This is a genomic window from Mesorhizobium sp. LCM 4576 (assembly GCF_001854815.1).
Lineage (GTDB): Bacteria > Pseudomonadota > Alphaproteobacteria > Rhizobiales > Rhizobiaceae > Mesorhizobium > Mesorhizobium plurifarium.
The window spans coordinates 657,654-683,043 of the sequence record NZ_MDDT01000057.1 but is presented as its reverse complement, the minus strand read 5'-3'; the positions used below and the strand labels follow the sequence as shown (position 1 = coordinate 683,043).

The following is a 25,390-nucleotide window of genomic DNA, read 5'->3' as shown; positions in this document are numbered from 1 at the left end:
TTCCTGATGTCACTGGCGGGCAACATCAGATATCGAACTCGCCCTGCCCTTCGTCCATGGCGCTGACGGTCTCGGCGGCCAGGGCGCGGGTGATCGGCGTCTTGCGTTCGAGGGCTGCGCGATCGAGGCGCTCGACGACGCGCATGGCGGTACCTAGCGAGCGCTCGATGCGGCGTACCAGATATTGCACCACATGCGGCTCGACCTCGACCTGACGGTCGGCGAAGAGCTTCGTGATGACGCCGGCGAGCAGCAGGTCGTCGGGCTCGTGGATCTCGACCGTCGCCGCCGCCTTCAACCGCGAGACGAGGTCGGGCAGCGCGACGCGCCAGGCCGAAGGGAAACGCCGCGCCGTGAGCAGCAGCGTCGAACCCGCGCCGCGCACGGCGTTGATCAGATGGAAAAGGCCCTGCTCGTCGATCGCCGCCTTGTCGATGTCGTCGATGAGCGCCGGCCTGACGCCGAGCCCGGCAATGTGCCCGCCGATGCGGCCGGGATCGATGGCGACGGCATGCGTGCGATCCTGCCAGATGCGGGCGAGATGCGTCTTGCCGGAGCCCGGCGGCCCGGCCAGCACGACCACCGGCGACGGCCAATCCGGCCAGCGGTCGATCAGGGATGCGGCTTGCGCGTTGGTGCCCGAGACGACGAGCTCGTCGCGCGAATAGCCGGTGCCGTGGCCGAGATCGAGCGGCAGCTGGCGCGGCGTATCTGCTGGCTGAGCAGCCATTTCAGCCCCGCGTCGAGCGATGGCCGCCGCCGCGATCGGCCGGCAARGGCGGCACGGGCTGGGCGGCATGGCCTTTGTAGAGCGGCGATTCGAGGTAGCGGGCGATGGCGAAGCGCACCAGCACGGCAATCGCCGCCGAGGCCGGCACGGCAATCAACAGGCCGACGAAGCCGAACAGCGCGCCGAAGGCAAACAGCGCGAACATCAGCCACACCGGATGCAGGCCGACGCTCTTTCCGACCAGCCTGGGCTGCAGGATGTTGCCCTCGATGAATTGGCCGACGAAGAACACGCAGGCTACCAGCACCACCAYGGTCCAGTCCGGCCAGAACTGGACGAAGGCGACGCCGACGGCGAGCACCAGCCCGGTCAGCGAGCCGACATAGGGGATGAAGGAGATCACCCCGGCGAAGAAGCCGATGAGGATGGCGAAGTTCAATCCGRTCAGCGTCAGCCCGGTGGCGTACATGGCGCCGAGCACAAGGCATAGCGTGYCCTGCCCGCGCACGAAACCGGCGGTGGCGGTGTTGATGTCGCGGGCAAGCGCGCGCACAGTCTCGACATGGTCGCGCGGCACCCAGCCGTCGACCTCGGCCACCATGCGGTCCCAGTCGAGCAGCATGTAGAAGGCGACGACCGGGGTGACGACGAACAGGCTGACCACCGAGACCAGCGCCACGCCCGAGCTCCAGATCGAGGTGAAGACGGTGGTGAGCAGGYTGAAGCCGGAGGTCAAGAGCGAGTTCAGCCCGTCGCGCAGGCCGGCGGCGTTGACGCCAAAACGCTGTTCCAGCCATTTCGGGTCGAAGCTGGTGATCAGCGACTGCAGGCGCGTGAGGTATTCTGGCAGCTTGCGGGCGAAATCGGCCATCTGCGTGGCCAGCACCGGGACCAGGATGACGAAGGCCAGCACCACGACGACGATGAAAGCGATCAGGATCACCACCGTCGCCATGAGGCGCGAGAGGCCGAGCCGCTGCAGCCAGTCGGCGACCGGATCGAGGARATAGGCGAGCACCATGCCGGCGACGAAAGGCAGGAGGATGYCCGAGAAGACATAGAGGAACAGYGCCAGCAGCACCGCCGTCGCCAGCCAGAAGAAGACCTGGCGGCGAAGTCCGCCCGAGCCGTCCTCAACGGCGATCACCGCGCCATCATCGTCAGACGTCCGTGCTTGAGCCGCCTGATTTGCCGATGCCCGACTTGGTGTCGCCCGACTTGATGTCGCCGGTTTGGGAGTTGCTCGTCCGGGAGCCTTCGCCATAGCCGCTCATATGCCTTAGCCAAGCCACGAGATAGGCTGCGGCCGAAGCCACGGTCAAGACCCCGGTCAGCAATATGAGCGCGGTCCGCAACGGGCCGAGATGCACGGAAAAGGCAAGTTCGCCCAGCACAAGCGCCGCCAGCACGATCTGCGCGGCGGTGTTGGCTTTCGATACAAAGAGCGGCTTCACCTCGACCGGATGGCTCATCACGCTGGACAAGAGCACCGCGCAGACGATCAGCCCGTCACGCGAGACCACGGTCACCACCAGCCAGAGCGGCAGTTCGCCGGCAAAGCCCATGACGACGAAGACGGAGACCAGCAGGAGCTTGTCGGCGACCGGATCGAGATAGGCGCCGAGGCGGGACGACTGGTTCCAGCGACGCGCGATGAAGCCGTCGACACCATCGGAAATGCCGGCGACGAGGAAGCCGGCAAAGGCCCAACCCCAAAGCGACTGCAGCATGGCCAGYACCACGGCGGGCACGAGCAGCAGCCGCATGATCGTGATCATGTTGGGAAAGGTCACGTGATGTCCCGTCGTCTTTGTTTGTTGGGGAAAAGATGAGGTAGATGGGAGGTGGGCGCAAGGGCGAGCCGATGAAGCGAGCAATCTCCCCCTTGAGGGAGATTAGCTCTCGCGCCTTGCTCCCCGAAACCATTCATGCGAAGAGCCCGCAATGACCAACAGGGACGAGCCGACGATGAGCAAGGGCGACAAGGCCAAGCGCAAGAACGGGCTCACCTATGCCGAGGCGGGCGTCGATATCGATGCCGGCAATCTGATGGTCGAGAAGATCAAGCCGCTGGTGCGCGCGACGCGCCGGCCGGGCGCCGACGGTGAGATCGGCGGCTTCGGCGGCCTCTTCGATTTGAAGGCCGCCGGCTTCACCGACCCGGTGCTGGTCGCGGCCAATGACGGCGTCGGCACCAAGCTCAAGATCGCTATCGATTCCGGTAAGCACGACACGATCGGCATCGACCTCGTCGCCATGTGCGTCAACGACATCGTCGTGCAGGGCGCCGAGCCGCTGTTCTTCCTCGACTATTTCGCCACCGGCAAGCTCGATCCGGACCAGGGCGCCGCGATCGTCGGTGGCATCGCGCAAGGCTGCCGGCAGGCGGGCTGCGCGCTGATCGGCGGCGAGACTGCCGAAATGCCCGGCATGTATCACGACAAGGACTACGACCTTGCCGGTTTCGCGGTCGGCGCCGCCGAGCGCGGACAACTGCTTCCGACCGACGACATCGTCGAGGGCGACGTGCTGCTCGGCCTCGCCTCGTCGGGGCTGCACTCGAACGGCTTTTCGCTGGTGCGCCGGATCGTGGCGACGAGCGGTCTTGCCTGGAGCGATCCGGCGCCCTTCAACGAGGAACTCAGCCTAGCCGAGGCGCTGCTCGAGCCGACGCGCATCTATGTGAAGTCGATCCTCAAGGCGATCCGCAACACGCATGRCATCAAGGCGCTCGCGCACATCACCGGCGGCGGTTTCCCGGAAAACATTCCGCGCGTGCTGCCCAAGGATTTTTCGGCCGAGCTCGACCTCGAGGCGATCGACGTGCCGCCGGTGTTCTCGTGGCTGGCAAGGACCGGCGGCGTCGCGCCGCAAGAGATGATGCGCACCTTCAACTGCGGCATCGGCATGATCCTCGCCGTCGCCTCCGGCCAGGCAGCACAGGTCGCGGCGGTGCTGCAGGAAGCCGGCGAGACCGTGACGCCGATCGGCCGAATCGTGCCGCGACGCGACGCCGGTGTCATCTACAGGGGCTCGATCGGCCTATGAGCAGGAAGCGCACGGTCGTCCTGATCTCGGGACGCGGCTCGAACATGACGGCGCTGATTGCGGCGGCCAGCGACCCAGCCTATCCGGCCGAGATCGTCGGCGTCATCTCCGACCGGGCGAACGCCGCGGGCCTCGGCATCGCGCAGTCGCGCGGCATCGCCACCAAGGTCATCCAGCGCGCCGACCATCCGAGCAAGGATGCCTATGACGCCGCGATCGACGCGGCGCTTACCGGCTTCGGCGCCGACATCGTCGCGCTCGCCGGCTATATGCGCATCCTCGGCCGCGGCCTCGTCGAGAAATGGCAGGGGCGCATGATCAACATCCACCCCGCCCTGCTGCCGGCCTTCAAGGGTCTGGACACGCATGCGCGCGCGATCCGCGCCGGCGTTCGCATCCATGGCTGCTCGGTGCATTTCGTTACGCCCKAGATGGATGACGGCCCGCTCATCGCCCAGGCCGCGGTGCCGGTGATGGTCGGCGACAATGAGGATACGCTTGCCGCACGGGTGTTGAAGGTGGAACACCGGCTCTACCCGCTGGCGCTCGGTCTGGTCGCCGAAGGCAAGGCGCGCATGGAAAAGGGCCACACCGTGCTCGCCCATTTCGCCGACGACGCCGACAACGCCACCTCGGTGGTGATGGCGCCGGATCCACTGCGCGAAGAAACCGACCTCGAACAGCTGGCGCGGATCACGCCGTAGAGGCGTCAATGCTCCTGAAACAACTGCTGATCCTGCGCCACGCGAAGTCGAGCTGGGACGGTCCGGCACTTGCCGATTTCGACCGGCCGCTGGCCCCGCGCGGCTTGAAGACGGCGCCGCTGATGGGGCGGGAGCTTGCCCGGCGCGGCTGGCTGCCGGATCTGGCGCTGGTCTCGCCGACGCTGCGCACCCGCGACACCTGGCGGCTGGTTGCCCAGGAGCTGCCGAAGCATGTGCAGGCGGAATTTGCGGAAGAACTCTACGAGGCGGCGCCTGCCACCATTCTGGCGCGGGTGCGGCAGGCCAAGGCAACCAACCTGCTCGTGATCGGCCACAATCCCGGCCTGCAGCAGTTTGGGTTGCGGCTGGCGGGCGCCGGATCGGATGAGAGCGTCTTCAAGAAGATCGAAGCGAAGTTTCCGACGGCGGCGCTCGCGCGATTCACGCTGGACGAGGATTGGGTGGACCTCGACTTTCGCGGCGCCCGGCTGACCCATTGCATTCGGCCGAAGGATCTGGCGTAGACGACGCCGCCAATCTCCCGGCAAGAAAAGAATTGGCGCTTCGTCGCCGCTCAGTACAAAAGGCGGCGGAGCAAGCCCGCCGCCTTTGACATTTCGGGGTGAAAATCAGTTGCCCCAGATGCCCTGGCCCGGATCGGGCCAAGCCTTGGAACCGGCGGGACCGGTGGTCATCGAATTGTCGACATCACCCGGCCTCGCCACCTCATGCTTGCGGATCGAAGCGGTGAGGCTGGTGTCGACGCCGGCGGTCGGCCGATTGGCATCGTTAGGGTCATAATGGCTGCTTCCGGCATGATCGCTGCCGGCGAAGGCGGAGCCCATCGCGAGAAGCATTGCGGCAGTGGTGAGAGCGATCCTGGTCATTTCAGTTTTCCTTGTTCATCTGGTTTCGTCGGGGCGGTGGCCTTGGGAGGATGGCCCCGCTGCCGACAAGACCCGCGACGGTCGGGATTTATTCCCGGCCAATCCGTTTTTCAGCCACCACAGCAGCCTCGGCTTGGATTTGGCCCGGAAAAAGACAAACAATTACAAATGCTTGTGATGACAAATCCTTGTGATCGATCCAACCCGGCGATAGCCGGCTGTCGAAAAGCAGAGCGGCGGGCTTGTCCCGCCGCTCAAGGGTCTTGGAAGAGAGGGTCTTGGAAGACCGGGCCGTTCAGCGATTGCCGAACAGGTCCTGGGCCTCGGCCTGGGGCGCGGGCTTCCGGACATTCGCGTCCGACTTCTTGATCGAAGCGGTGAACGAGGTGTCGACCGAAGCAGCCTGCCGGTTGGCCTCATTGGGATTGTAGTGATCCGACCCAGCGAAGGCGGCGCCAGTGGCGACAAGCAGGGCGGCAGCGGTAAGAGCGATCTTGGTCATTTCAAATACTCCTGGTTTCGGGTTGAGCTGTTTGGTCGGGCGCGATTGACGATCCGATGACCTGGTGGATCGGCATGGGACAGCCTCGGACAATCGCCCGGGTGCCGCCCGCTCGCTCCACTCCTTGAATTTCCTGGCATCGGCCCCGTCTATCGGCCCTTGCTCCCACTTCGACGGCACCAGGGGCGTCGTTACAGGCATCACCGCTTCGTGATGAATGCTTGATCAACCCCGGAAAGCCGGCCCAAGGGTAGCCGGCTGCAGAAAAACAGAGCGGCGGGACAAGCCCGCCGCTTCGAAGTCTTGGGAGAGAGTCTTGGAAGACCGGGCCGTTCAGCGGTTGCCGAACAGATCCTGGGCAGGAGCCTGAGCCGCCGGCTTCTGGACATTCGCGTCCGACTTCTTGATCGAAGCGGTGACCGAGGTGTCGACCGAAGCGGCCGGCCGGTTGGCTTCGTTGGGGTTGTAGTGGTCGGACCCAGCGAAAGCGGCGCCAGTGGCGACAAGCAGGGCGGCGGCGGTAAGAGCGATCTTGGTCATTTGAGTTACTCCAAATTCAAAGTTGATGATTGGGTTGAGATATTGGTCAGGACTGGAACCAGCTTAGTGGTTGCCCCAGAGGCCCTGGCCGGATTCCTGCTGGTTCGAGCTCGGCGCGTTCTTGATGAAGCGCTGTTCGAACTTGCTGATCGAGCCGGTGACGGTGCGATCGACGTTGYCCGCCGGGGCCGTTACCGCCGACTGGTTGGCATCATTGGGGTTGAAGTGGTCGCTGCCGGCGAAAGCGCTGCCCGTGGCAATGAGGAAGGCAACGGCGGCAAAAGCAATCTTGTTCATTTTAGGTACTCCAGATTTCAAAAGTCGTGTCCGTCTAGTGGCGTGCCTTAATGGAAATTCGCGTCGCTCGGACCACCCCGAAATGGGTCGGCCCTGTTGCCATTTCCAATCACGAAAAGTTGTGAACCGAACCGTTCGGTTCGATCTTGAAATTGCGTGAACGATGCAGCGGCCACATTTTTATCATTTAATACCAGTCGTTTAGGGCCATCATCGCCAGATGGGGCACCCTGATATGGGCTGGCGGTGTTCACCAGGGTTACACGAACCGTCAACATTAATTGAACCGAACGGTTCGGTTTTATTACTTGCATGGCCCGACAGGTGGTTCGGCAGGCGCCGTGACCGGGCGGCGACCGCCGGGAAACCACGTTTGCCTTGCGGGCCGATCGATACTATCGGTTGCCTCAGGGACCAATTTGGACGTCGCCCGCCGCACTTGGYGAAGGTCGGCGCCGTTGGGAGGAAACAGCGACAAACGATGCGGCTGCTGCYTGTCGAGGACAATCGCGAACTGGYCGATTGGCTGAGCAAGACGCTGCGCCAGGCGAGCYATGTCGTCGACGTCGTGCATGACGGCGAGGATGTCGAGCATGCCTTGGCTGCCGGCGAGCATGCCTTGATCATCCTCGACCTCGCCCTGCCCCGCATGGGCGGCATGGAGGTGCTGAAAAGGCTGCGGGCGCGCGGCAACCCGGTRCCGGTGATCGTGCTCACCGCCAATGCCAGCCTCGACGGCCGGGTCAAGGGCCTCAACGAAGGCGCCGACGACTACCTGGCGAAACCTTTCCAGATCGAGGAGCTGGAAGCCCRCATCCGCGTGCAGCTGCGCCGTGCCAACGATCGCACCGCGCCGGTCATTGCCTGCGGCGACCTTGTGTTCGACACCAACACCCGCCTGTTCTCGCTTGCCGGCGCGACGCTGTCGCTGACACCGCGCGAGCACGCCGTGCTGGAACAGCTCGTCGTCAAGGCCGGGCGCACGGTGAGCAAGGCAGCGCTCTCGACCGCGATCTACGACTTCGAGACGGATGCCGACCCCAGCGCCATCGAGATTTATGTGCATCGCCTGCGCAAGAAGCTCGAGGGCTCGCGCGTCCAGATCGCAACCTTGCGCGGCCTTGGCTATCTCTTGCGCCACGACGATCCGGCGCCATGAGGATCGGCAGGCTTCGGATCGGCAGCCTTCGCCTGCAATTGCTGGCCTGGGTGGTGCTGCCGCTGGCCGGGCTCGCCGCCATCAATTTGTGGACGAGCCAGCGCAACGCGCTGGCGACCGCGGACCTCGTCACCGACCGCATGCTGGTCGGCTCGGCGCGCGCCATCGCCGAACAGGTGGCGATGGCCGACGGCGTGCTGGACGCGACCGTGCCGCCGGCGGCGATCGAGATGTTCGACACCGGCGACCGCGACAGCGTCTACTATCACGTCGAGACGGCCGGCGGACGGCTGCTGACCGGCTATCCCGACCTGCCCGTGGCGCCGGAGCACGGCAGCATCGAAGCCTCCTATCGCGATCACCCGCTGCGCCTGGCGACGCTCAGCCATGCCGTGATCGGCGCCGGCACGGATTCGCCGATCAAGGTCACGGTCGGCGTCACGCTCGCCGGCCATGACGCGATGGTTAGGCGCCTGTGGCTCAGCGCCTTCGCCCAGCAGCTTGCCTTGGTGGCTATTGCCGGCGTGTTCGTGCTGCTCGGCCTGCGCCGCGGGCTGGCGCCGCTCATCCGGCTGCGCGATGCCGTGCGCTCGCGAAGCCGCAGCGATCTCGATCCGGTGGAGGTCTCGGGCGCGCAGAGCGAGATCCGACCGCTGATCGACGCGCTCAACGCCTATATGGAGCGCGTGCGGGCGCAGATGGCGGCGCAGCGGCGCTTCATCGCCAATGCCGCGCACCAGCTGCGCACGCCGCTGGCGCTCTTGTCGATGCAGGCAAGCTATGCCTTGCGCGAAACCGCGGCCGACCGGCGCCAGGAGGCGCTGGTCGCCTTGCAGGCGAGTTCCGGCAAGTTGGCGCGGTTGGCCGAACAGTTGCTAACCCTGTCCAGGGCAGAACCCGGCAGCCGACGGCCGCGCGCCGATCGCATCGACCTCACCGAAGCTGCGCGCCATGTGCTGGAAGCGCAGGCGCCGGCGGCGATCGACCGCGCCATCGACCTCGGTCTCGAGGAGAACGGACCGGTGACGGTGGTCGGCGACGGCACGATGCTGCGCGAGATGATCGTGAACCTTGTCGACAACGCGCTGCGCTATTCCAAACCGGGCGGCAGCGTCACGGTGAGGCTCGCCGCCTCGGACGGCGAGGCCGAGCTCACGGTCAGCGATGCCGGGCCTGGCATTGCGCCTGAAGAGCGCGAGCATGTCTTCGAGCGCTTCTATCGTATTGCCGGCGCAACCGAGGAAGGCAGYGGGCTTGGTCTCGCCATCGTGCGCGAGGTGGTCGAGAATGCCGGCGGCAGCGTCACGCTGGGCGACGCCGCTGCCGGCGGGCTCAAGGTCGAGGTGAGGCTGCCGCTGGCTGCGGCTAAAGACTCCGCTGCCTGATCACGTCCCCTGCTCGTTGAACGGCGCCGGGCGCCATTTCACCACATAGTTCTCGAAGCGGGTGATCAGGAACTCCACCACCAGCGCCATCACCGCCAGGATGATCATGGCGGCAAAGACGCCATTGGCATTGAAGGCGCCCTGCGCGGTGGAGATCAAGAGACCCATGCCCTGCTTGGCGCCGAGGAACTCGCCGACGACCGCACCGACAAGGGCGAAGCCGAACGAGACGTGCAGGCTGGCGAGGATCCAGCTCATCGCCGAGGGGATGATGACCGATGTGGTGATCYGCATTGGCGAGGCGCCGAGGATCTGCGCGTTGGCGATCATCGCGCGATCGGCCTCGCGCACGCCCTGGAAGGCGTTGGCGAAGACGACGAAGAACACCATCACGACAGCCAGCGCCACCTTGGACGCCATGCCGAGACCAAGCGCGATGATGAATACCGAGCCGAGCACCACGCGCGGCACCGAGTTCGCGATCTTGATGTAGATCGAGAACACATCGGCCAGGAGCTTGTTGCGGCCGAGGATGATGCCCGCCACGATGCCGCCGACGGCGCCGATGGCGAAGCCGAGGAAGGTTTCCTCAAGCGTCACGTAGATCTGCAGCCAGAGCGGCCCCTGCGAGGTGCCCTCGGTGACCCAGGACCAAATCTGTTCCCAGATGCCGGACGGGCTGGAGAAGAAGAACGGATCGATGATGTTGTAGTCGGCGCAGAGTTCCCAAAGGCCAAGGAAGACGACCAGGATCGCGAGGCGCAGGCCGATGACCAGCGTGTGGCGCTTGCGCAGCCGCGCCTTTGCCTGCGCTTCGGCGGCGACAATCGAAGTGGCGCGGGCGGCTTGATCGGTCGGAGAGATGGCGGTCATGGCAGGTCTCCTTTCAATGGCCGGTCTGAAGGCCACGGCTCTGGCCGAGCTGCACTTCCTCGCGCAGATCGTTCCAGATCACCTTGGCGATCTCGATGAATTTCGGATCGTAGCGGATATCGGCCATGACGCGCGGGCGCGGCAGGTCGATGCGGTAGACGCTCTTTACCGTGCCTGGGCCGGCGGTGAGCACATAGACCTTGTCGGCCAGGGCCACCGCTTCCTCCAGATCATGCGTGACGAAGACGACGGAGGATTTCAGTCCGGACCACAGGCCCAAGAGCTCGTCCTGCATGGCGGTGCGCGTCTGCATGTCGAGCGCGCTGAAGGGCTCGTCCATCAACAGGATCTTGGGCTGGTTGATGAAGGTCTGGGCTAGCGCGACGCGCTTGCGCATGCCGCCCGAGAGCTGGTGCGGATAATGCTTCTCGAAACGCGAAAGGCCGACGCGGCCGATCCAGTCGCGCGCCTTGTCGTAGGCTTCCTGCTTCGGCGTGCCGCGGAAGAGCGGACCGGCGGCGACATTGTCAATGACGCTGCGCCATGGAAACAGCGCGTCGGCCTGGAAGACGAAGCCAATGTCGCGGCTGATGTCGGTGACCGGATTGCCCATGACGCGGACATTGCCGGTGGTCGGACGCAAGAGCCCGGTGACGAGGTTGAGCGTCGTCGACTTGCCGCAGCCGGTCGGGCCGACGACGCAGGCGAACTCGCCGCGCGCCACCGTCATCGTGAAATCGCGGATCGCCGTCATCATGTGGCCGTCCGGCGTGACGAAGCGCAGCGTCACATCGTCGATGGCTATGGCGGCATCGGTCGGCGGCGCGGCGGGAGACAGTTTCTCGGCCGCCATGGTCTGCGATTGCATGGCACACTCCTGTTGTGGTGGCGCGGGGGTGGCGCGGCTCGGGCCAGTGGCCTGCTCGCCGGCATCCGAAAAGCGCGGCTGCCAAATTGATTCAGGCAGCCGGCGCAAGCTCTTGTTTTTCTGAAGCGGACGGGGTCCGTCGCCCTCGCCCGCCGGCGCTTACTTCGCCGCGTCGACGAACTCGGTCGTGTAAGTCTTCGACAGGTCGATCTGCTTGCCCTGCAGGCTCTTGGAGAAGGTCGACAGAACCTTCAGCACCGTCTCCGGTCCGTCGGCCGGCATGCGGCCGTCAGGCGTAAACATCGCCTTGCCGCCGGCAAGGCCCTGCACGTAGAGGTCCTTGCTGCCGGCGTAATAGTCCTTCGGCATCTTGTCGGCGATCTCCTCGGCCGAGTGGCCGGCGATGAACTTCATCGTCTTGACGAAAGCGTTGGCAAGCTTCTGCGCCTCGTCCTTGTGGCCCTCGAGCCAGCTCGACTGAACGTAGAAAGAGGCTGCCGGATAGTCGCCGCCCAGCGCTTCCTTGGTCTTCTCGGGCGTGCGCATGTCGACGAGCACCTTGGCCTCGCCGGTCTGGAGCAGCTTGGCGATGGTCGGCTCGGTGGTCATGCCGGCCTGGATCTGATCCTGCTTGACGGCGGCGATGAAGGTGTTGCCGGCGCCGACCGGAAGCAGCGTGTAATCGCCCGGCTTCAGGCCGTTGCGGACCGCGAGATACTGGGTGAGGAAATCGGTTGAGGAACCGAGGCCGGTGACGCCGAGCGTCGCGCCCTTGAAGTCGGCCGGYGACTTGATCTCCGGGTGCTTGGCCGAAACCAGCTCGACCTCGCCCGGCGCCTGGCTGAACTGYACGATCGACTGGATGTATTTGCCCTTCGACTGCAGGTCGACGGTGTGGTCGTAGAAGCCGACGACACCCTGCACGGCGCCGGCCAGCAACTCGTTCTCCGCCTCGACGCCGGCTCGGGAGTTCACCAACTCCACGTCCAGCCCCTCATCCTTGAAGTAGCCGAGCTGCTGGGTGAGCACGGCCGGCAGATAGATCTGCTTTTCCATGCCGCCGACGATGATGGTGATCTTGTCGGCAGCCGAAGCCGCCGATGTGCCGGCGCCGACCATGGCAAGCGTCAGCGCCACCGAGCGCAGGACGCGTTTAGAGATGAGACGGGTCACGTGACTTCCTCCACTGGGCGGCGCGGCGCGCCGCATTTCCTCCTTGCGGCCACTCCCAGCCGCTCATGTGGCGAACGCCACAAAACCGTCATGGCACGGCCAAGCTTTCAGCTGGCTTTCAGCCTTTTTGGCGTGCGTTGAAATGCAATCCGGCGAATTTCACGAGCTAGCGAACCCCAGCACATCGTGCATGTCGTATTGGCCGGGCGACCGCCCGACGACCCAGAGTGCGGCCGCAATGGCGCCGCGCGCGAACATCGAACGGTCTCCGGCGGCATGGGAGAGCGTGAGYGTCTCACCTTGGCTTAGGAAGCTCACGCTATGCTCGCCGACGATGCTGCCGCCGCGCATGACGGCAAAGCCGATCTCGCCGGCATTGCGCGAACCAACGAGGCCGTCGCGGGCGCGCTTCGCCACATCGTCCAGCTCGACGCCGCGTCCTCGCGAAACCGCCTCGCCCAGCATCAGCGCTGTCCCCGACGGCGCGTCGACTTTCATACGATGATGTGCTTCAAAGATCTCGATGTCGCAATCGTCAGGGCCGAGGGCCCGCGCCGCCTGCTCGACCAGGCCGGTCAGCATGTTGAGGCCGAGCGAATAGCTGCCTGAACGCACTATGGCGATCTTCTTCGCGGCTTCCGCAATGGCTTCCAGCTCTGCGGCGTCAAAACCGGTCGAGCCGATGACCAGCGCCGGACCACCCCGCGCCGCGCAGGCTGTTGCCAGTTCGGCCGATGCCGCGGGCGTGGTGAAGTCGACGACCACATCGGCAAGCGCCAGCGCCCTGTCGCGCTCGACCAGCCCCTCGCCCATGCTGCCTGGCCTGTGGAAGCGGGCGACGAGTTCCAGCCGCGGATCTGCCGCGACGGTCTGCGCCATCTGCCGGCCCATGCGGCCGAGCGCGCCGGCGATGGCTATCTTGAGCTGCGGCATGGCGATCCCTGTCGAAAGCTTGAGTCGGAACAATCCTCTAGCACGCCGCCTTGGCAAATTGATTTAAACGACCGCAGGGCGATACGAAGGCCGAATTGTAGGCGAATGTGAAGCGCCACACTCATCACCGTTGACATGGCATGCTAATTTAGCGCCTGTGGGTCCGGCAGCACCCGGACCCAAGTCCGAGGGGGGACGCTCATGYTGCGGCCAGTGCATGCCCTGGTTCTTTCCTGCCTCGCCTTGACGCCCTTTGCCGGAACGGCCTTGGGGGSGCAGGCGTCTTCCGAAAAATCTGACGATGCGGCCAAGAAGGCTGCGGACGATGCGGCGAAGAAGGCCGCGCTCGCCGAGGCAATCGGCACCTGCGACAAGGGCGCTTCCGTGCCGCTCGATCCTGAAGCCAAGGCGCCRCCTGTCCAATATGGCGAGCTCTTCCCGCAAGATTTTGATCTCAGCAAGCTCAAGACCCTCGCCGACAAATGCCAGGCTGCGATGCTCGGCGCGCCGCAGGAAAAGYGGCTGGCGCTGCAATGGCTGCGGGTCCAGGTCGCGCTCAACCAGCCGGGGCTTACCTTTCTCCTCCCGCAGATCAAGCTACTCRCCGACGGCGGCAGCCCGGAGGCGAACTATCTGCTCTACGAGTTCTATTCGGTGCATCGCCACGACGGCGCCGATGCCGGTCCGCCGCCGGTCACCCGGGACATGGCGCTCGATGCCTTGCAGAAGGCCGGCAAGGCCGGTCATCTCACGGCGCTAGAGACGTTGCTCCGTCAGTATATCGACGGGCCGCTGCTGCGTCGCGACCCGCACAAGGTGGTCGAGACCGCGCAACGCGTCATCGACGCGCCGGCCCAGGGTCAGTCGCCCGGCGAATGGGACAGCCAGTTCCGCGCCGCCATGCCCCTGCTGATTGCGCGGACGACGCTGGAGAATGACGGATTTTCCAGCGAGGAGCAGCAAAAGGCCTTTCATGCAGTCGAAACGGATTCGCAGGCCGGGACGAACGGCTCCGGACGATCGGCGCTGGCTTACATCAAGGCGCTGCGGCTGGGCCGCGGGACCTCGCAGGACGCGACAAAGGCCAGGCAGTTGCTGGAAGCGCGCGTCGGCAGCGATCAGTATGCCGTGCCTGTGCTGGCCGACATGCTGGCCAAGGGCGAAGGCGGCGCCACCGACGGCAAGCGCGCGATCGCCATGCTGCGCGCCGCAACCAAGACTGCCGCCGAGGCCGGGCCGATGCTCGCCGGCCTGCTCCTGGATGGAAAATTCGTCGGCCGCCAGCCGCGTGAGGCGATCCAGCTGCTCAACGGCTCCTGGGACCTCGACACCGGCATCAGGCTTGCGAACCTGCTTCCCGACTATGACGGCTTTCAGATCGACAATCCGGACCAACTGGTCGAGCGCCTGAGCGATGCCGCCGAGGCCGGCGAGCCGGGTGCTCCCCTTGCGCTGGCGCGGCTGCAGCTCTCCGACGACCAGCAGTTCAAGAACGAGGATGTGGCGCGCGCCATGCTGAAGCCGCTGGCAGACGCGGGCGACCGTGACGCGCTCTGGCTCTACGCCTCGACGCAATATGCCAATCTCGATTCGACCAGCTATCGCCCGTCGCGCCGCGACGACGGCCTGAACGACGACCAGCTGAAAGCGCTGATCGACGAAGGCGAGGCCAAGAAGGAGCAACAGGCCTATCTGCTGCACGCGAAGCTGTTGCGCAAAGGCGCGGTCTATCCGCAGGACGACCAGAAGGCGACGGCGATGCTGATCAACGCCGCCAATCTCGGCAGCGTCGAGGCCATGGTGCTGCTGGGCGATGCCTATGCCGACGGTGTCGGTATCGACAAGAACCCGCGCGAGCGGCTGCATGCCTGGCGCGAGGCGGCGCGGCTCGGTTCGCTCAAGGCGAAGGCCAAGCTCGCCAACGCCTTCACCTTCGACAGTTTCGATCATCTGATGACGCTGCGCGAAGGCATCACCGACCGCATTGCGCTCTACAATGACGGCATCGGCAGGATGGGCGCCGGCGTGTTCGGCGGCGACGCAGCGAGCATCGAACTGAGCGGCCTCTTTTCCGGGCCGGCCTCGAGCGCCGGAAACGCCGCGGTCGCGGCAGCGGTGATGGATGCGTTCCGCGAAGCGCCGGCGGGGCTCGCGGAAGAGAACCTCGTCGGCATCGGCAAGGCGCTGCCCGACGAGATCCGCATCGCCATCGAGACGACGCTGAAGAGCGAAGGTTTTTATACCGGCGAGCCGAAGGGCTATTTCGGCCCGGACGCGCGCAAGGCGCTCGCCGCCTGGGTCGACGCGAAAGGTCCGCTTGGCGATGCTCCCGCCTCGCAAGCCACAGCGACACAGCAGGCCGCTCCCGCTCCGGGCGGGCTCGACGCGGAAGTTCTCAACCGCATCCGCGACAAGGTCTTCGCCCAGGCGCAGGCTRCCAAGACTGACAAGCAGAAGCTTGCCGCCATCAAGCAGCTTGGCATTCTCGCCCGCTATGGCGACCTTCCCGCGCGCTGGGTGCTGGTGCGCAACTACCATCAGGCAAAAGCAATCCGATCGGTCGTCACGCCCGAGGAGATCACCCGCTATGCGCTCGACATACTGGTGTCGAAACCCGAGGGCGTCGACAAGCCGGAATTCGAGTTCATCTTCGACCTGACGCAGATCGCGCAGGACCGGAAATCGAAAGCGGTCGGCAATGCGACGCTGCAGGCGATCCGCGACGATCCGCGCCTGCAGGATCCACTGACGCTCGGGGCCATCATGGGCCAGTTCGCTTTCGCGCCGGACGCCTGCGACTCCGTGCTGGCCGCGGCCAGGAAAGCCGGCATCGACGGCGTCGGCGAGGACGGATGCGACGAGGACACGCGCACCGCCCTCATTGCCTTCGCCAAGGACAAAGGCGCGTCTGGTACCGACGCCGCGGCGCGCAAGGCGGCCGCGGACGAGGTCAAGGCGTTGGACGCGCAGGCGGCGAAGTGATCAGGGCGTAATCAAAGCAAATGTCTAAAGCGCCCTGAGCCAGACCTTGTTGTCGTGGACGGCGGCGCCGCCATAGGGTGCCGGAGCGTCGGCGCCGGTCAGCACGTTGATGCCCTCGCCGCGCTCATGCGCGCTGTTCGGCCAGATGCCTTCCGCGATCACCACGCCGCGCTTCACGCCGTCGAAGAACCTGGCGTGCAGCACCAGGTCGCCGCGGCGGTTGCCGACCTCGACACGGCCGCCATCCTCGATGCCGAGCACTGCTGCATCTTCGCGGTGGATGAGCAGCTCGGGCCTGCCTTCCTTGGCCTTCGAGACCGGCGTTTCGGCAAAGCTGGAGTTGAGGAAGTTGCGCGCCGGCGAGGTCGCCAGCCGGAATGGATGCTCCTCGTCCGCGACCTCGATCAGCTCGACATGGTCGGGGAATTCCGGCAGCCGCTCGACCGGACCGAACAGGCCCATGCTTTTCGGCGGCCGGTTGGGCGCCGACTGGCCTGTCCAGTTGGGCCGGAAGTGGAATTTCTTGTCGGCATGGCCGAAGCCGTTGATGAAATGCGCGTCGTCGAAGTCGGGCTGCAGGTCGACCCACTTCTCAGCCTTCAAACTGTCGAAGCTGCCGAGGCCGCGCTTGCCGAGGATGATGTCGATATGCTCGCGCTCGGTCAGGCCGAAGCCCGGACGGTCGCCGACACCCAGCCGCTTGCCGAGTTCCTCATTGACATAGTGGTTGGTGCGCGGCCCTTCCGGCGGCTCGATCAGCTTGGGGCCGAGCGTGATATGCTGGTTGCCGCCGCCCTTGTAGATGTCGTCATGCTCCAAAAACATCGTCGCCGGCAGCACGACGTCGGCGAGCTTGGCCGTATCGGTCATGAACTGCTCGTGCACGCAGGTGAACAGGTCGTCGCGCAGGAAACCCTTTCTCACCAGCCGCTGCTCCGGCGCGACATTGGCYGGATTGGTGTTCTGGATCAGCATCGCCGTCACCGGCGGGCCGCCATAGAGCGCGTCCGCCGCGCCCGTCAGCACCGGGCCAATGCGCGAATGGTCGAGATAGCGGATGTTCGGGTCGCGCATCGCGGTGCCCTCGAGCACGTCCTGGTTCAGCTTGAAGATGCCGGAATTGGAGTGGAAGGCGCCGCCGCCCTCATATTGCCAGGCGCCGGTGACGGCGGCGATCGAGGCCGCGGCATGCATGTTGACCGAGCCGTTGCGCTGGCGCGCGAAACCGTAGCCGAGGCGGAAATAGGTTTTCTTGGTCGTGCCGACGAGCCGGGCGAACGTCTCGATCTCGGCGACGCTCAAGCCCGTGATGGCGGCTGCCCATTCGGGCGTGCGGGTGCGCAAATGCTCTTCGAGGCCGCGCGGATCATCGGTGTATTTCTCGAGATAGGCGCGGTCGGCCATGCCGTCGCGGAACAGCACATGCATGACGGCGCAGGCGAGCGCGCCGTCGGTGCCGGGCTTCAGGACCAGGCCGAGATCGGCCTGCTTCATCGTGGCGTTGTCGTAGATGTCGATGACGACAATCCTCGCCCCACGTTCCTTGCGCGCCTTGGTCGCATGGGTCATGACGTTGACCTGCGTGACCACCGCATTGGTGCCCCAGATCACCACGCAATCGGACTTCGCCATCTCGCGCGGATCAGGCCCGCGCAAAGCGCCCGCGCCCATCATCCAGCCGGTCCAGGCGAGATTGGTRCAGATCGAGCCGAAGAAGCCGGAATATTTCTTGGCGTGCCGCAACCTTTCGATGCCGTCGCGCTGCACCAGCCCCATCGTGCCGGCGTAGTAATAGGGCCAGACCGTCTCCGAGCCGTATTTCGCTTCGGCCGCGATGAATTTTTCCGCCACGAGATCGAGCGCGGCCTCCCAGCTCGCCTCCTTCCAGGCGCCCTCGCCCTTGCCGCCGGCGCGCACCAGCGGCTTCAGCAGGCGATCGGGATGATGGACGCGGTCGGCATAGCGCGCGACCTTGGCGCAGACGACGCCCGCCGTGTAACTGTTCGCCTTGGCGCCATGCACGCGGCCGATGCGGTTGTCATCGAGCAGCTCGACTTCGAGCGCGCAGGTGGAGGGGCAATCATGCGGACAGGCGGAATGGCCGATCCTGAGCTTGGCGTGCTGGTTCATGCGGGGTGTTTAGCGGGTTTTGCGGGAGAGGTGTAGGGTCAGATAGACGGTCAAGACTCCCCTGCGCGAGCCTATTTATCTACTAAATCTATCAACTTTATAAAATTCTTTCTCGGCGGTCGCACACCCGGTGTTTAAGTTCCGCCCGGCGCTGGCCCAGTGGGGACGAAACGCTTTGCAGCCAGCTAACGAGCGGGACATTTGACATGGACAAGACAACTCTCCAATTGACACAGGGGCTTACCCCGACTCTGGGCTATTCGCTTCTCGTGGGGCTCGGGTTGGCCACCCTCGTGGCGGCGATCGTCATTCGCCGGCTGCTGGTGCGCAACACCCACGACTTCATCATCTCCGACCGCAAGATCGGGTTTGGCTTCGGCGTCGGCTCGGTAATCTCCGTCTGGACCTGGTCGATGGCGGTGATGATGACCTCCGCCATGACTTTCGAATGGGGCCTGTCGGGCCTGTTCTGGTTCGTGGCGCCGAATGGGCTTGCGGTGATGATGCTGATCCCGTTCACGCGCGTCCTGCGCCGGCAGATGCCGAACGGCTACACGATCTCCGAGTTCACTAAGAACCGCTTCAAGCAGTCGGGAGTCGCGACATCCATCGTGACGCTGACGATGGTCTTCGGCATCGTCCTGGAGATCCTGATCAACCTGAAGGGCGCTTCGGTGGTCATGTCGACGATCTTCAATATCGACTGGACCTATGCAGCGCTTGTCGGCCTTATCTCGGTGTTGGTCTATTCCTATTTCGGCGGCCTGTGGACGAGCGTCATGACCGCGACCATCAACCTTCTGATGATCACGGTGCCGGCGGCGATCATCGTCTCGCTGGCCTTCGACAAGGTGCCGGGCGGCGCRCTGGCGGTCGTCGCCAAGGTCGGAGAGGTGAACCCCGCCAATCTGTCGGTGCTGCGCTGGGACGCCGCCGCCGGTTTCGGCATCACCCTGGCATTCGGCATATTCGCAGYCGCCATCGCCGACCAGACCTTCTGGCAGAAGGCGTGGGCGATCAAATCGGAATATGTCAACCGCACCTTCCTCTGGGCCGGCGCGCTGTTTTATCCCATCCCGATCGCGCTCGGCACACTCGGTCTGATCGGTATCGCATACGGCCTGAACCTATCGGATATCGGCGGCGACTCGGCGGCGATCGGGCCGTATCTGATTTCGCATCTCGGCCTGCCGTTCTTCATCATCATCGGTTATGTGCTGATGATCCTGGCCGCCTGCTACTCGACGATCGACGGTGCCGGGTCAGCGCTTTCCTCAATCGTCGCCGTCGACATCGTCAAGCGCTTCGCCCCGAGGACGGCTGAAAGCCGGCTGTTCGTCATCACCAAGATTTCGACCCTGATAGGCGGCCTGGTTGCCTTCGGCATCGTCCTTTCCGGCGTCGACTTCACCACGCTGGTCCTGACCACCTATGCACTCAAGACCTCGATCCTGCTGCCGCTGGTGCTGGCGATCCTTTGGCCGCGAACCAATACGATCGGCTTCGTCGGGGGCATCGTCCTGGYGATCGGCATCGGCATGCCGCTGCGCCACGTCTACGGCGATCTGGTGGGAACGATCAGCATCGTCGCGATCAGCGGCCTGACGGTGGTGCTGGGAGCGCTCATCCGACCCGAACGCTTCGACTACGCCGCCCTGCGGCAGAGCACCACACTGGACGCGAACGCAACGGCTGAMAGCGCCCTGCCCGGCGCCGTCACGGCACCGGCTGAATAAGGGGAATGGATATGTCGGCAATCACTCTCATCATCACGATCGGCTCGGTGCTGGCGACGGCGGTCTTTGYCGCCGGATACTGGCGTGGCGTACAGAACGCGATCAACGACTTCCGCCAAGGCGAAACGGAAGAGGCGCCGGTGCCGCAGGACGGCCATTGGGGCGGCATCGCCTTGGCGTTCGCACTCTCCATCGTCAGCATAGCAGGCATCGGTTACACGCCGTGTTTCGTCTATGCCGGGCCGTTCCTGGTGCTGGTAACGACATTCGGCGTCGGCCTGGCCTTCTTCATCGAAAAGAAGGTGCCGGCCACCAAGCCATAGATCGCGATCCGACGACCACCGGTCGGTCGGGCGTGGCRCGAACGGCTTCCGGCGCGCCACGCCCTCACCGCGCGCAAATCCGAGAGCCGGCGCTTCAGGGTGCCAGCAAAAATCAGTTTTCAAGTACCGAGACCAGTCCGTGACCAAGAAGCAAGCGCACTTCCTCGGATTTATGCAGCATGGGGTTAACAGCCATGCGACCGGCATGTGGCGGCATCCCAAAGACAAGGTCGGCTGGAATTATGCGCGCCCCGAATACTGGCAGCACATGGCTCGGACCATGGAGCGCGGTCTGTTCGACGCGATGTTCATCGCCGACGAGCTGGCGCCCTACAACAGCTTTGCCGACAACTCCGATGCGACCGTGAAATGGGCCGTTCAGTGCCCTACACACGAACCATCGACCCTGGCGCCGATCGTCACCGGCGCCACCACCCATCTTGGCGTCGGGCTGACGCTGTCGACCGCATTCGAACATCCGTACTCGATGTGCCGCCGGCTCTCCAGCCTGGACCATCTTTCCAACGGGCGCATCGCTTGGAACATCGTCGGCTCCTACTCGAAAAGCGAGTGGGATGCCTATGGCGCGCAGATGGACGACCGCAGCCGCCGCTACGATCGCATCGAAGAGTATCTCGAGCTCTGCCTGAAGCTCTGGAATTCATGGGAGCCGGACGCGATCGTCGCCGACAGGAACAGCGGTATCTACGCCGACCCATCCAAGGTGCGCGAAGTGGTGCATCGGGGCGAATTCTTCCAATGCCGCGCCCGACATTTCGTGGCGCCGTCGCCTCAGGGAAAGCCGGTCCTTTGGCAAGCCGGATCGTCCGAGCCGGGCCGCAACTTCGCGGCCAGGCAGGCGGAAGCGATTTTCGCGATCCATCCGAATGTCGACGAGATGCGCCTCTACTCCGAAGACCTCAACCGCCGCCTCGAAAAATTCGGGCGACGTGCCGGCGGCGTGAAGCTTATCTACGGCGTGCAGCCGATCGTCGGCGAGACCCGCGACGAGGCAAAGCGCAAATACGAGACCATCCGCGCCTTGCTGCCGCGGGAGGGGTCGCTTGCGCTGCTGTCGGGCCAGCTCAGCCTCGACTTCTCGAAGTATGATCCGGATTCGCCGCTCGACAGCATCGACGTCCCTGGCATTCAGGGCGTCAGGGACGCGCTGGTGCGCTCGGGTGCCGGCAGYGACGTGACCATCGCCGAGGCGGCGGAAATCTATTCGATGCGGTTCGCCATGCCGACACTCGTGGGAACCGCCGCCGACATCGCCGACCAACTCGAGACGTTCATGGACGAGGGCGGCGCCGACGGCTTCATGCTGCTGGCAACCTACACACCTGGATGCTTTGAGGAATTCGTCGATCTGGTGGTCCCGGAAATGCAGCGGCGCGGCCGCTACCGCAGAGCCTACGCTGGAACGACGTTGCGCGAAAACCTCCTTCAGTACTAACAGTCAGGACCGTCAATGGCAAAGAAAGCACATCTGCTCGGCTTCATTCAGCATGGCGTGAACAGCCACGCAACCGGCATGTGGCGCCACCCGAAAGACAAAGTCGGCTGGAACTATGCGCGCCCCGAATACTGGCAGCACATGGCCCGGACCATGGAGCGCGGCCTGTTCGACGCGATGTTCATCGCCGACGAGCTGGCGCCTTACAACACCCACGCGAATTCATCCGATCCGATCGTGAAATACGCGGTGCAGTTCCCGACGCATGAACCGTCGACCATCGCGCCAATCATCACCTCGGCGACCACGCATCTCGGCGTCGGCGTCACCTTGTCGACCGCCTTCGAGCACCCCTACTCGATGTGCCGCAGGCTTTCGAGCCTCGACCATCTTTCCAACGGCCGCATCGCCTGGAACATCGTCTCGTCCTATTCGAAGAGCGAGTGGGAGGCGTATGGAGCCGAGATGACCGATCGCAGCCACCGATACGAGCGGCTCGATGAGTACATGGAGCTTTGCTACAAGCTATGGAACTCCTGGGAGCTGGACGCGATCATCGCCGACAAGGAAAGCGGCGTCTACGCCGACCCTTCCAAAGTACACGAGGTGGTGCACGAAGGCACATTCTTCCGGTCGCGCGGCCGCCATTTCGTAGCGCCGTCGCCGCAGGGCCARCCGGTGCTGTGGCAGGCGGGCTCGTCCGACCGCGGCCGCGATTTCGCGGCAAAGCATGCCGAGGCGATCTTTGCGGTGCTGCCGACTGTCGCCCGCATGCGCCAATACAGCGACGATCTCAATACCCGCGTCAGCGAGCGCTTCAATCGCCCGCATGGCAGCGTACGTCTCATCTATGGTGTCCAGACAGTCGTTGCGGAAACACGGGAGGAGGCGCAGGCCAAGTATGAACGGATCCTGGCGTGCATTCCTCCCGAGGGCGCGCTGGCCTGGATGTCGGGCCATTTCGGTYTCGACTTCTCGACATTCGATCTGGACGACCTGATCCAGGACATCGAGGTCCCCGGTATCCAGGGCCTGTTCGAATCGATCCTCTACGCACGCGACGGCGCCCCGGTAACGATCCGCGACGCCGCCATCATCTACGCGCAGGGCATGGGAATGCCCGTGCTGGTCGGCACGCCTGCCGACAWCGCCGATAGGCTGGAGGAGTTCATGGACGATGGCGGCGCCGACGGCTTCATGCTGATCGCCACCTACACACCCGGCTGCTTCGAGGAATTCGTCGACCTCGTCGTTCCCGAACTGCAAAGGCGTGGACGCTATCGAACGGAGTATCCGGGCACGATGCTGCGCGAAAACTTGCTGAACGACTGATGCGACCGCGTGCCCTCCCCGCGCGGGAGGCATGACGCTTACTCCGCGATCCCTTCCYCATATTCCGCCGACATGGTCAGCCACTTGTCCTCGTTCACCGCCAGCGTGTGCGCCAGCTGCGAGCGCTCCTTGGCGAGCCGCGTCGCGGTCGAGGGGTCCTTTTCGTAGACGGCCGGATTGGCGAGCTCGTCCTCGATCAGGTCGATGCGTTTGCGGATGCGGTCCATCAGCGCCTCGGTGGCGCGGATTTCCTTGGCCAAAGGCTCGAGCGCGGCGCGGCGCTGGGCGGCCTCGCGGCGGCGGTCGGCCTTGGACGCCTTGTCGGCTTCCTTCTGTTCGCGCCGGTTGGACGACACGCCGGTGACCAGGGTTTTGTAGTCCTCCAGGTCGCCGTCATAGGGATTGACCGCGCCGTCCTTGACGAGCCAGAGCCGGTCGGCGGTGGCTTCGAGCAGGTGCCGGTCGTGCGAGATCAGGATCACGGCGCCCGGAAAGTCGTTCAACGCATGGATCAGCGATTCACGGCTGTCGATGTCGAGGTGGTTGGTCGGCTCGTCGAGGATGAAAAGGTTGGGTCCCTCGAAGGCCGACAAGCCCATCAGCAGGCGCGCCTTCTCGCCGCCGGACAGATCTTTCGCGGCGGTGTTCATCTTCTCGGTCGAGAGGCCGAATTGGGCGACGCGGGCGCGCACCTTGGCTTCCGGTGCGTCGGGCATCAGCCGGCGCACATGCTCGTAGGCGTTTTCCTCCGGACGCAAATCGTCGAGCTGGTGCTGGGCGAAGATCGCCACTTTCAGGCCCGGCGCGATCGTCATGGAGCCGGTCTCGGCCTTCAGCCGGCCGGCGAGCAATTTGGCGAAGGTCGACTTGCCGTTGCCGTTGGCGCCGAGCAACGCGATGCGATCGTCGGCATCGATGCGCAGCGTCATCTTCTTCAACACCGGATTGCCCTCGGCGTAGCCGACATTGACGCCGTTCAGCGCCACGATCGGCGAAGCCACCGTCTTCACCGGTTCCGGGAAGGAAAAAGGCCGCACCGTGTCGTTCACCACCGCCGCGATCGGCTTCAGCTTCTCCAGCGCCTTCAGGCGCGACTGCGCCTGTCTCGCCTTGGAAGCCTTGGYGCGAAAACGCTCGACGAAGGATTCCATGTGCTTGCGTTGCGCTTCCTGCTTGATGCGGCTCTTTTCCTGCAACTCGCGCTGCTCGGTGAGCTGGCGCTCGAACTGATCGTAGCCGCCGCGCCAGAAGGTCAGCTTCTTCTGGTCGAGATGGACGATCGAATTGACGGCGCGGTTGAGCAGGTCGCGGTCGTGCGAGATCAGCAAGACCGTGTGCGGATATTTGGAGACGTAGTTCTCCAGCCACAGCGTGCCTTCGAGGTCGAGATAGTTGGTCGGCTCGTCGAGCAGCAAAAGGTCCGGCTCGGAGAAGAGCACGGCGGCCAAAGCCACGCGCATGCGCCAGCCGCCGGAGAAGGAAGAGGCCGGACGCTTCTGCGCGGCATCATCGAAGCCGAGGCCGGCCAAGATGGTGGCGGCGCGGGATTCGGCCGAATGGGCGTCGATATCGGCCAACCGCGTGTGGATCTCGGCGATGCGGTGCGGGTCGGTCGCGGTCTTTTCCTCTTCGAGCAGAGCCTGGCGCTCGACATCGGCTTTCAGCACGATCTCGATCAGTGGCTCCTCGGTTCCGGGCGCTTCCTGCGCCACCTGGCCGATGCGCGTGTTCTTCGGYAGGCTGATCGAACCGGTCTCCGAAGGGAAATCGCCGGTGATCGCCTTGAACAGCGTGGTCTTGCCGGTGCCGTTRCGGCCGACCAGGCCGGCCTTGGTGCCGGCCGGCAAGGTCAATGAGGCATGATCGAGAAGCAGCCGCCCCGCCATGCGCAGCGTAAGGTCGTTGATGATAAGCATAGCCGCGCTTTTGCACGGGACATCGGCGCTTCGCAAGTGCCAGCGCCCGGATGCCGGCGAAACCCGATAAGGGAACCACTTGCCTGCCGAAGCGTTTGGAGGCCCGTGATCCGCTATCTCGCCCTCGCCTTCATTTTCTTCCAGGTCGCCACGACAACCGCTCTGGCGACGCAGGTGGTTCTATTCGAGGATGCCCAAATCGCCATCCCAGTCGAATCCATGGGCGGAGCGCCGCCGGCACAGCCAATCTCCGCCCTTGTGGGGGAGATGGCCGGCAGGCCGGAAGGGGACGCGACAGAGCACCTGCTGATCCAAATCGACAACGGAAATATCCCGGCCCGTCGCCCTTGAGTGACTGAGAGTCAGGACAGCGATGCCCCGCCGGGCATCTCCCCGTAAGGGGACCACAAGGAGAG

General features: G+C 64.7%; 24 protein-coding genes. 11 read left to right on the top strand and 13 right to left on the bottom strand.

From position 1 onward, the window contains the following. Window positions 1-25: 25 nt before the first annotated feature. The 3 genes from hdaA to LCM4576_RS28980 are packed head-to-tail and all read right to left on the bottom strand — an operon-like array spanning window position 26 to window position 2,523. A complete protein-coding gene (gene hdaA, locus LCM4576_RS28990) occupies window positions 26-730 on the bottom strand; it encodes a DnaA regulatory inactivator HdaA (RefSeq protein ID WP_041009186.1) in 705 nt (234 codons plus the stop codon). A gap of 1 nt (window position 731) precedes the next feature. Beyond that, window positions 732-1,994 (bottom strand): AI-2E family transporter, encoded by a 1,263-nt coding sequence (locus LCM4576_RS28985; protein ID WP_116398028.1) that lies wholly within the window; start codon window positions 1,992-1,994, stop codon window positions 732-734. Next, a complete protein-coding gene (locus LCM4576_RS28980; protein WP_083354911.1) occupies window positions 1,891-2,523 on the bottom strand; it encodes a CDP-alcohol phosphatidyltransferase family protein in 633 nt (210 codons plus the stop codon). Before LCM4576_RS28980 ends, LCM4576_RS28985 begins: the two co-directional genes overlap by 104 nt. A 175-nt stretch (window positions 2,524-2,698) precedes the next feature. Here LCM4576_RS28980 and purM point away from each other — a divergent pair, with 175 nt between their 5' ends. Genes purM through LCM4576_RS28965 form a run of 3 tightly spaced genes read left to right on the top strand, consistent with a single transcriptional unit; the run spans window position 2,699 to window position 5,006 of the window. Beyond that, a complete protein-coding gene (gene purM / locus LCM4576_RS28975; protein ID WP_071035930.1) occupies window positions 2,699-3,778 on the top strand; it encodes a phosphoribosylformylglycinamidine cyclo-ligase in 1,080 nt (359 codons plus the stop codon). Continuing rightward, window positions 3,775-4,482, top strand: coding sequence for a phosphoribosylglycinamide formyltransferase (gene purN / locus LCM4576_RS28970; protein WP_071035808.1), 708 nt, complete (start codon window positions 3,775-3,777; stop codon window positions 4,480-4,482). The genes purM and purN overlap by 4 nt, the downstream gene beginning before the upstream one ends. An 8-nt stretch (window positions 4,483-4,490) precedes the next feature. Continuing rightward, window positions 4,491-5,006 carry a histidine phosphatase family protein gene (locus LCM4576_RS28965; RefSeq protein WP_071035807.1) on the top strand — a complete coding sequence of 172 codons (516 nt, stop codon included), beginning with the start codon at window positions 4,491-4,493 and terminating at the stop codon, window positions 5,004-5,006. Between the two features lie 105 nt (window positions 5,007-5,111). On the opposite strand, the gene LCM4576_RS28960 is transcribed toward LCM4576_RS28965, so the two are convergent. The 4 genes from LCM4576_RS28960 to LCM4576_RS28945 form a co-directional block, all read right to left on the bottom strand. Continuing rightward, window positions 5,112-5,369 (bottom strand): DUF680 domain-containing protein, encoded by a 258-nt coding sequence (locus LCM4576_RS28960; protein WP_040988316.1) that lies wholly within the window; start codon window positions 5,367-5,369, stop codon window positions 5,112-5,114. Window positions 5,370-5,664: 295 nt separating this feature from the next. Continuing rightward, window positions 5,665-5,871 carry a DUF680 domain-containing protein gene (locus LCM4576_RS28955; RefSeq protein WP_041009182.1) on the bottom strand — a complete coding sequence of 69 codons (207 nt, stop codon included), beginning with the start codon at window positions 5,869-5,871 and terminating at the stop codon, window positions 5,665-5,667. 333 nt (window positions 5,872-6,204) lie between these two features. Then, complete coding sequence (locus tag LCM4576_RS28950; RefSeq protein WP_041010800.1) at window positions 6,205-6,411, bottom strand: DUF680 domain-containing protein; 207 nt, start codon at window positions 6,409-6,411, stop codon at window positions 6,205-6,207. A 63-nt stretch (window positions 6,412-6,474) separates the two neighbouring features. Next, window positions 6,475-6,708: a DUF680 domain-containing protein gene (locus LCM4576_RS28945; RefSeq protein WP_071035806.1), complete on the bottom strand. Its 234-nt coding sequence runs from the start codon at window positions 6,706-6,708 to the stop codon at window positions 6,475-6,477. Between the two features lie 481 nt (window positions 6,709-7,189). On the opposite strand from LCM4576_RS28945, the gene LCM4576_RS28940 reads away from it, so the two are divergent. Beyond that, complete coding sequence (locus LCM4576_RS28940) at window positions 7,190-7,867, top strand: response regulator (RefSeq protein ID WP_071035805.1); 678 nt, start codon at window positions 7,190-7,192, stop codon at window positions 7,865-7,867. Then, window positions 7,864-9,252 (top strand): sensor histidine kinase, encoded by a 1,389-nt coding sequence (locus LCM4576_RS28935; protein ID WP_071035804.1) that lies wholly within the window; start codon window positions 7,864-7,866, stop codon window positions 9,250-9,252. Before LCM4576_RS28940 ends, LCM4576_RS28935 begins: the two co-directional genes overlap by 4 nt. On the opposite strand, the gene LCM4576_RS28930 is transcribed toward LCM4576_RS28935, so the two are convergent. The 4 genes from LCM4576_RS28930 to dapB all read right to left on the bottom strand — a co-directional run bounded on the left by LCM4576_RS28930 (window position 9,253) and on the right by dapB (window position 13,099). Further along, entirely contained in the window at window positions 9,253-10,125 is an 873-nt protein-coding gene (locus LCM4576_RS28930; protein WP_071035803.1) for an ABC transporter permease, read from the bottom strand. A gap of 13 nt (window positions 10,126-10,138) precedes the next feature. Next, window positions 10,139-10,993, bottom strand: coding sequence for an ABC transporter ATP-binding protein (locus LCM4576_RS28925; protein WP_071035802.1), 855 nt, complete (start codon window positions 10,991-10,993; stop codon window positions 10,139-10,141). A gap of 159 nt (window positions 10,994-11,152) precedes the next feature. Next, window positions 11,153-12,112 (bottom strand): ABC transporter substrate-binding protein, encoded by a 960-nt coding sequence (locus LCM4576_RS28920; protein WP_071035929.1) that lies wholly within the window; start codon window positions 12,110-12,112, stop codon window positions 11,153-11,155. A gap of 213 nt (window positions 12,113-12,325) precedes the next feature. Then, complete coding sequence (gene dapB, locus LCM4576_RS28915) at window positions 12,326-13,099, bottom strand: 4-hydroxy-tetrahydrodipicolinate reductase (protein WP_071035928.1); 774 nt, start codon at window positions 13,097-13,099, stop codon at window positions 12,326-12,328. 201 nt (window positions 13,100-13,300) lie between these two features. Between dapB and LCM4576_RS28910 the strand changes: the two genes are divergently transcribed. Further along, window positions 13,301-16,081: a sel1 repeat family protein gene (locus tag LCM4576_RS28910; protein WP_071035801.1), complete on the top strand. Its 2,781-nt coding sequence runs from the start codon at window positions 13,301-13,303 to the stop codon at window positions 16,079-16,081. Between the two features lie 24 nt (window positions 16,082-16,105). On the opposite strand, the gene LCM4576_RS28905 is transcribed toward LCM4576_RS28910, so the two are convergent. Then, entirely contained in the window at window positions 16,106-18,211 is a 2,106-nt protein-coding gene (locus LCM4576_RS28905) for a molybdopterin oxidoreductase family protein (protein WP_071035800.1), read from the bottom strand. Window positions 18,212-18,417: 206 nt separating this feature from the next. On the opposite strand from LCM4576_RS28905, the gene LCM4576_RS28900 reads away from it, so the two are divergent. The 4 genes from LCM4576_RS28900 (at window position 18,418) to LCM4576_RS28885 (ending at window position 23,058) form a co-directional block, all read left to right on the top strand. Beyond that, the gene (locus tag LCM4576_RS28900; RefSeq protein ID WP_071035799.1) at window positions 18,418-19,947 is read left to right on the top strand and encodes a sodium:solute symporter family transporter; all 1,530 of its coding nucleotides are present in this window, start codon (window positions 18,418-18,420) and stop codon (window positions 19,945-19,947) included. 11 nt (window positions 19,948-19,958) lie between these two features. Then, window positions 19,959-20,270, top strand: a complete 312-nt coding sequence (locus tag LCM4576_RS28895; protein ID WP_071035798.1) for a hypothetical protein — start codon at window positions 19,959-19,961, stop codon at window positions 20,268-20,270. A 139-nt stretch (window positions 20,271-20,409) separates the two neighbouring features. Next, window positions 20,410-21,726 carry an NtaA/DmoA family FMN-dependent monooxygenase gene (locus LCM4576_RS28890; protein WP_244508477.1) on the top strand — a complete coding sequence of 439 codons (1,317 nt, stop codon included), beginning with the start codon at window positions 20,410-20,412 and terminating at the stop codon, window positions 21,724-21,726. Window positions 21,727-21,741: 15 nt separating this feature from the next. Continuing rightward, window positions 21,742-23,058: an LLM class flavin-dependent oxidoreductase gene (locus LCM4576_RS28885; protein ID WP_071035797.1), complete on the top strand. Its 1,317-nt coding sequence runs from the start codon at window positions 21,742-21,744 to the stop codon at window positions 23,056-23,058. 38 nt (window positions 23,059-23,096) lie between these two features. On the opposite strand, the gene LCM4576_RS28880 is transcribed toward LCM4576_RS28885, so the two are convergent. Beyond that, a complete protein-coding gene (locus tag LCM4576_RS28880; RefSeq protein WP_071035796.1) occupies window positions 23,097-24,974 on the bottom strand; it encodes an ABC-F family ATP-binding cassette domain-containing protein in 1,878 nt (625 codons plus the stop codon). Between the two features lie 105 nt (window positions 24,975-25,079). Here LCM4576_RS28880 and LCM4576_RS28875 point away from each other — a divergent pair, with 105 nt between their 5' ends. Continuing rightward, window positions 25,080-25,325, top strand: coding sequence for a hypothetical protein (locus LCM4576_RS28875; RefSeq protein ID WP_041010790.1), 246 nt, complete (start codon window positions 25,080-25,082; stop codon window positions 25,323-25,325). Window positions 25,326-25,390: the final 65 nt, after the last annotated feature.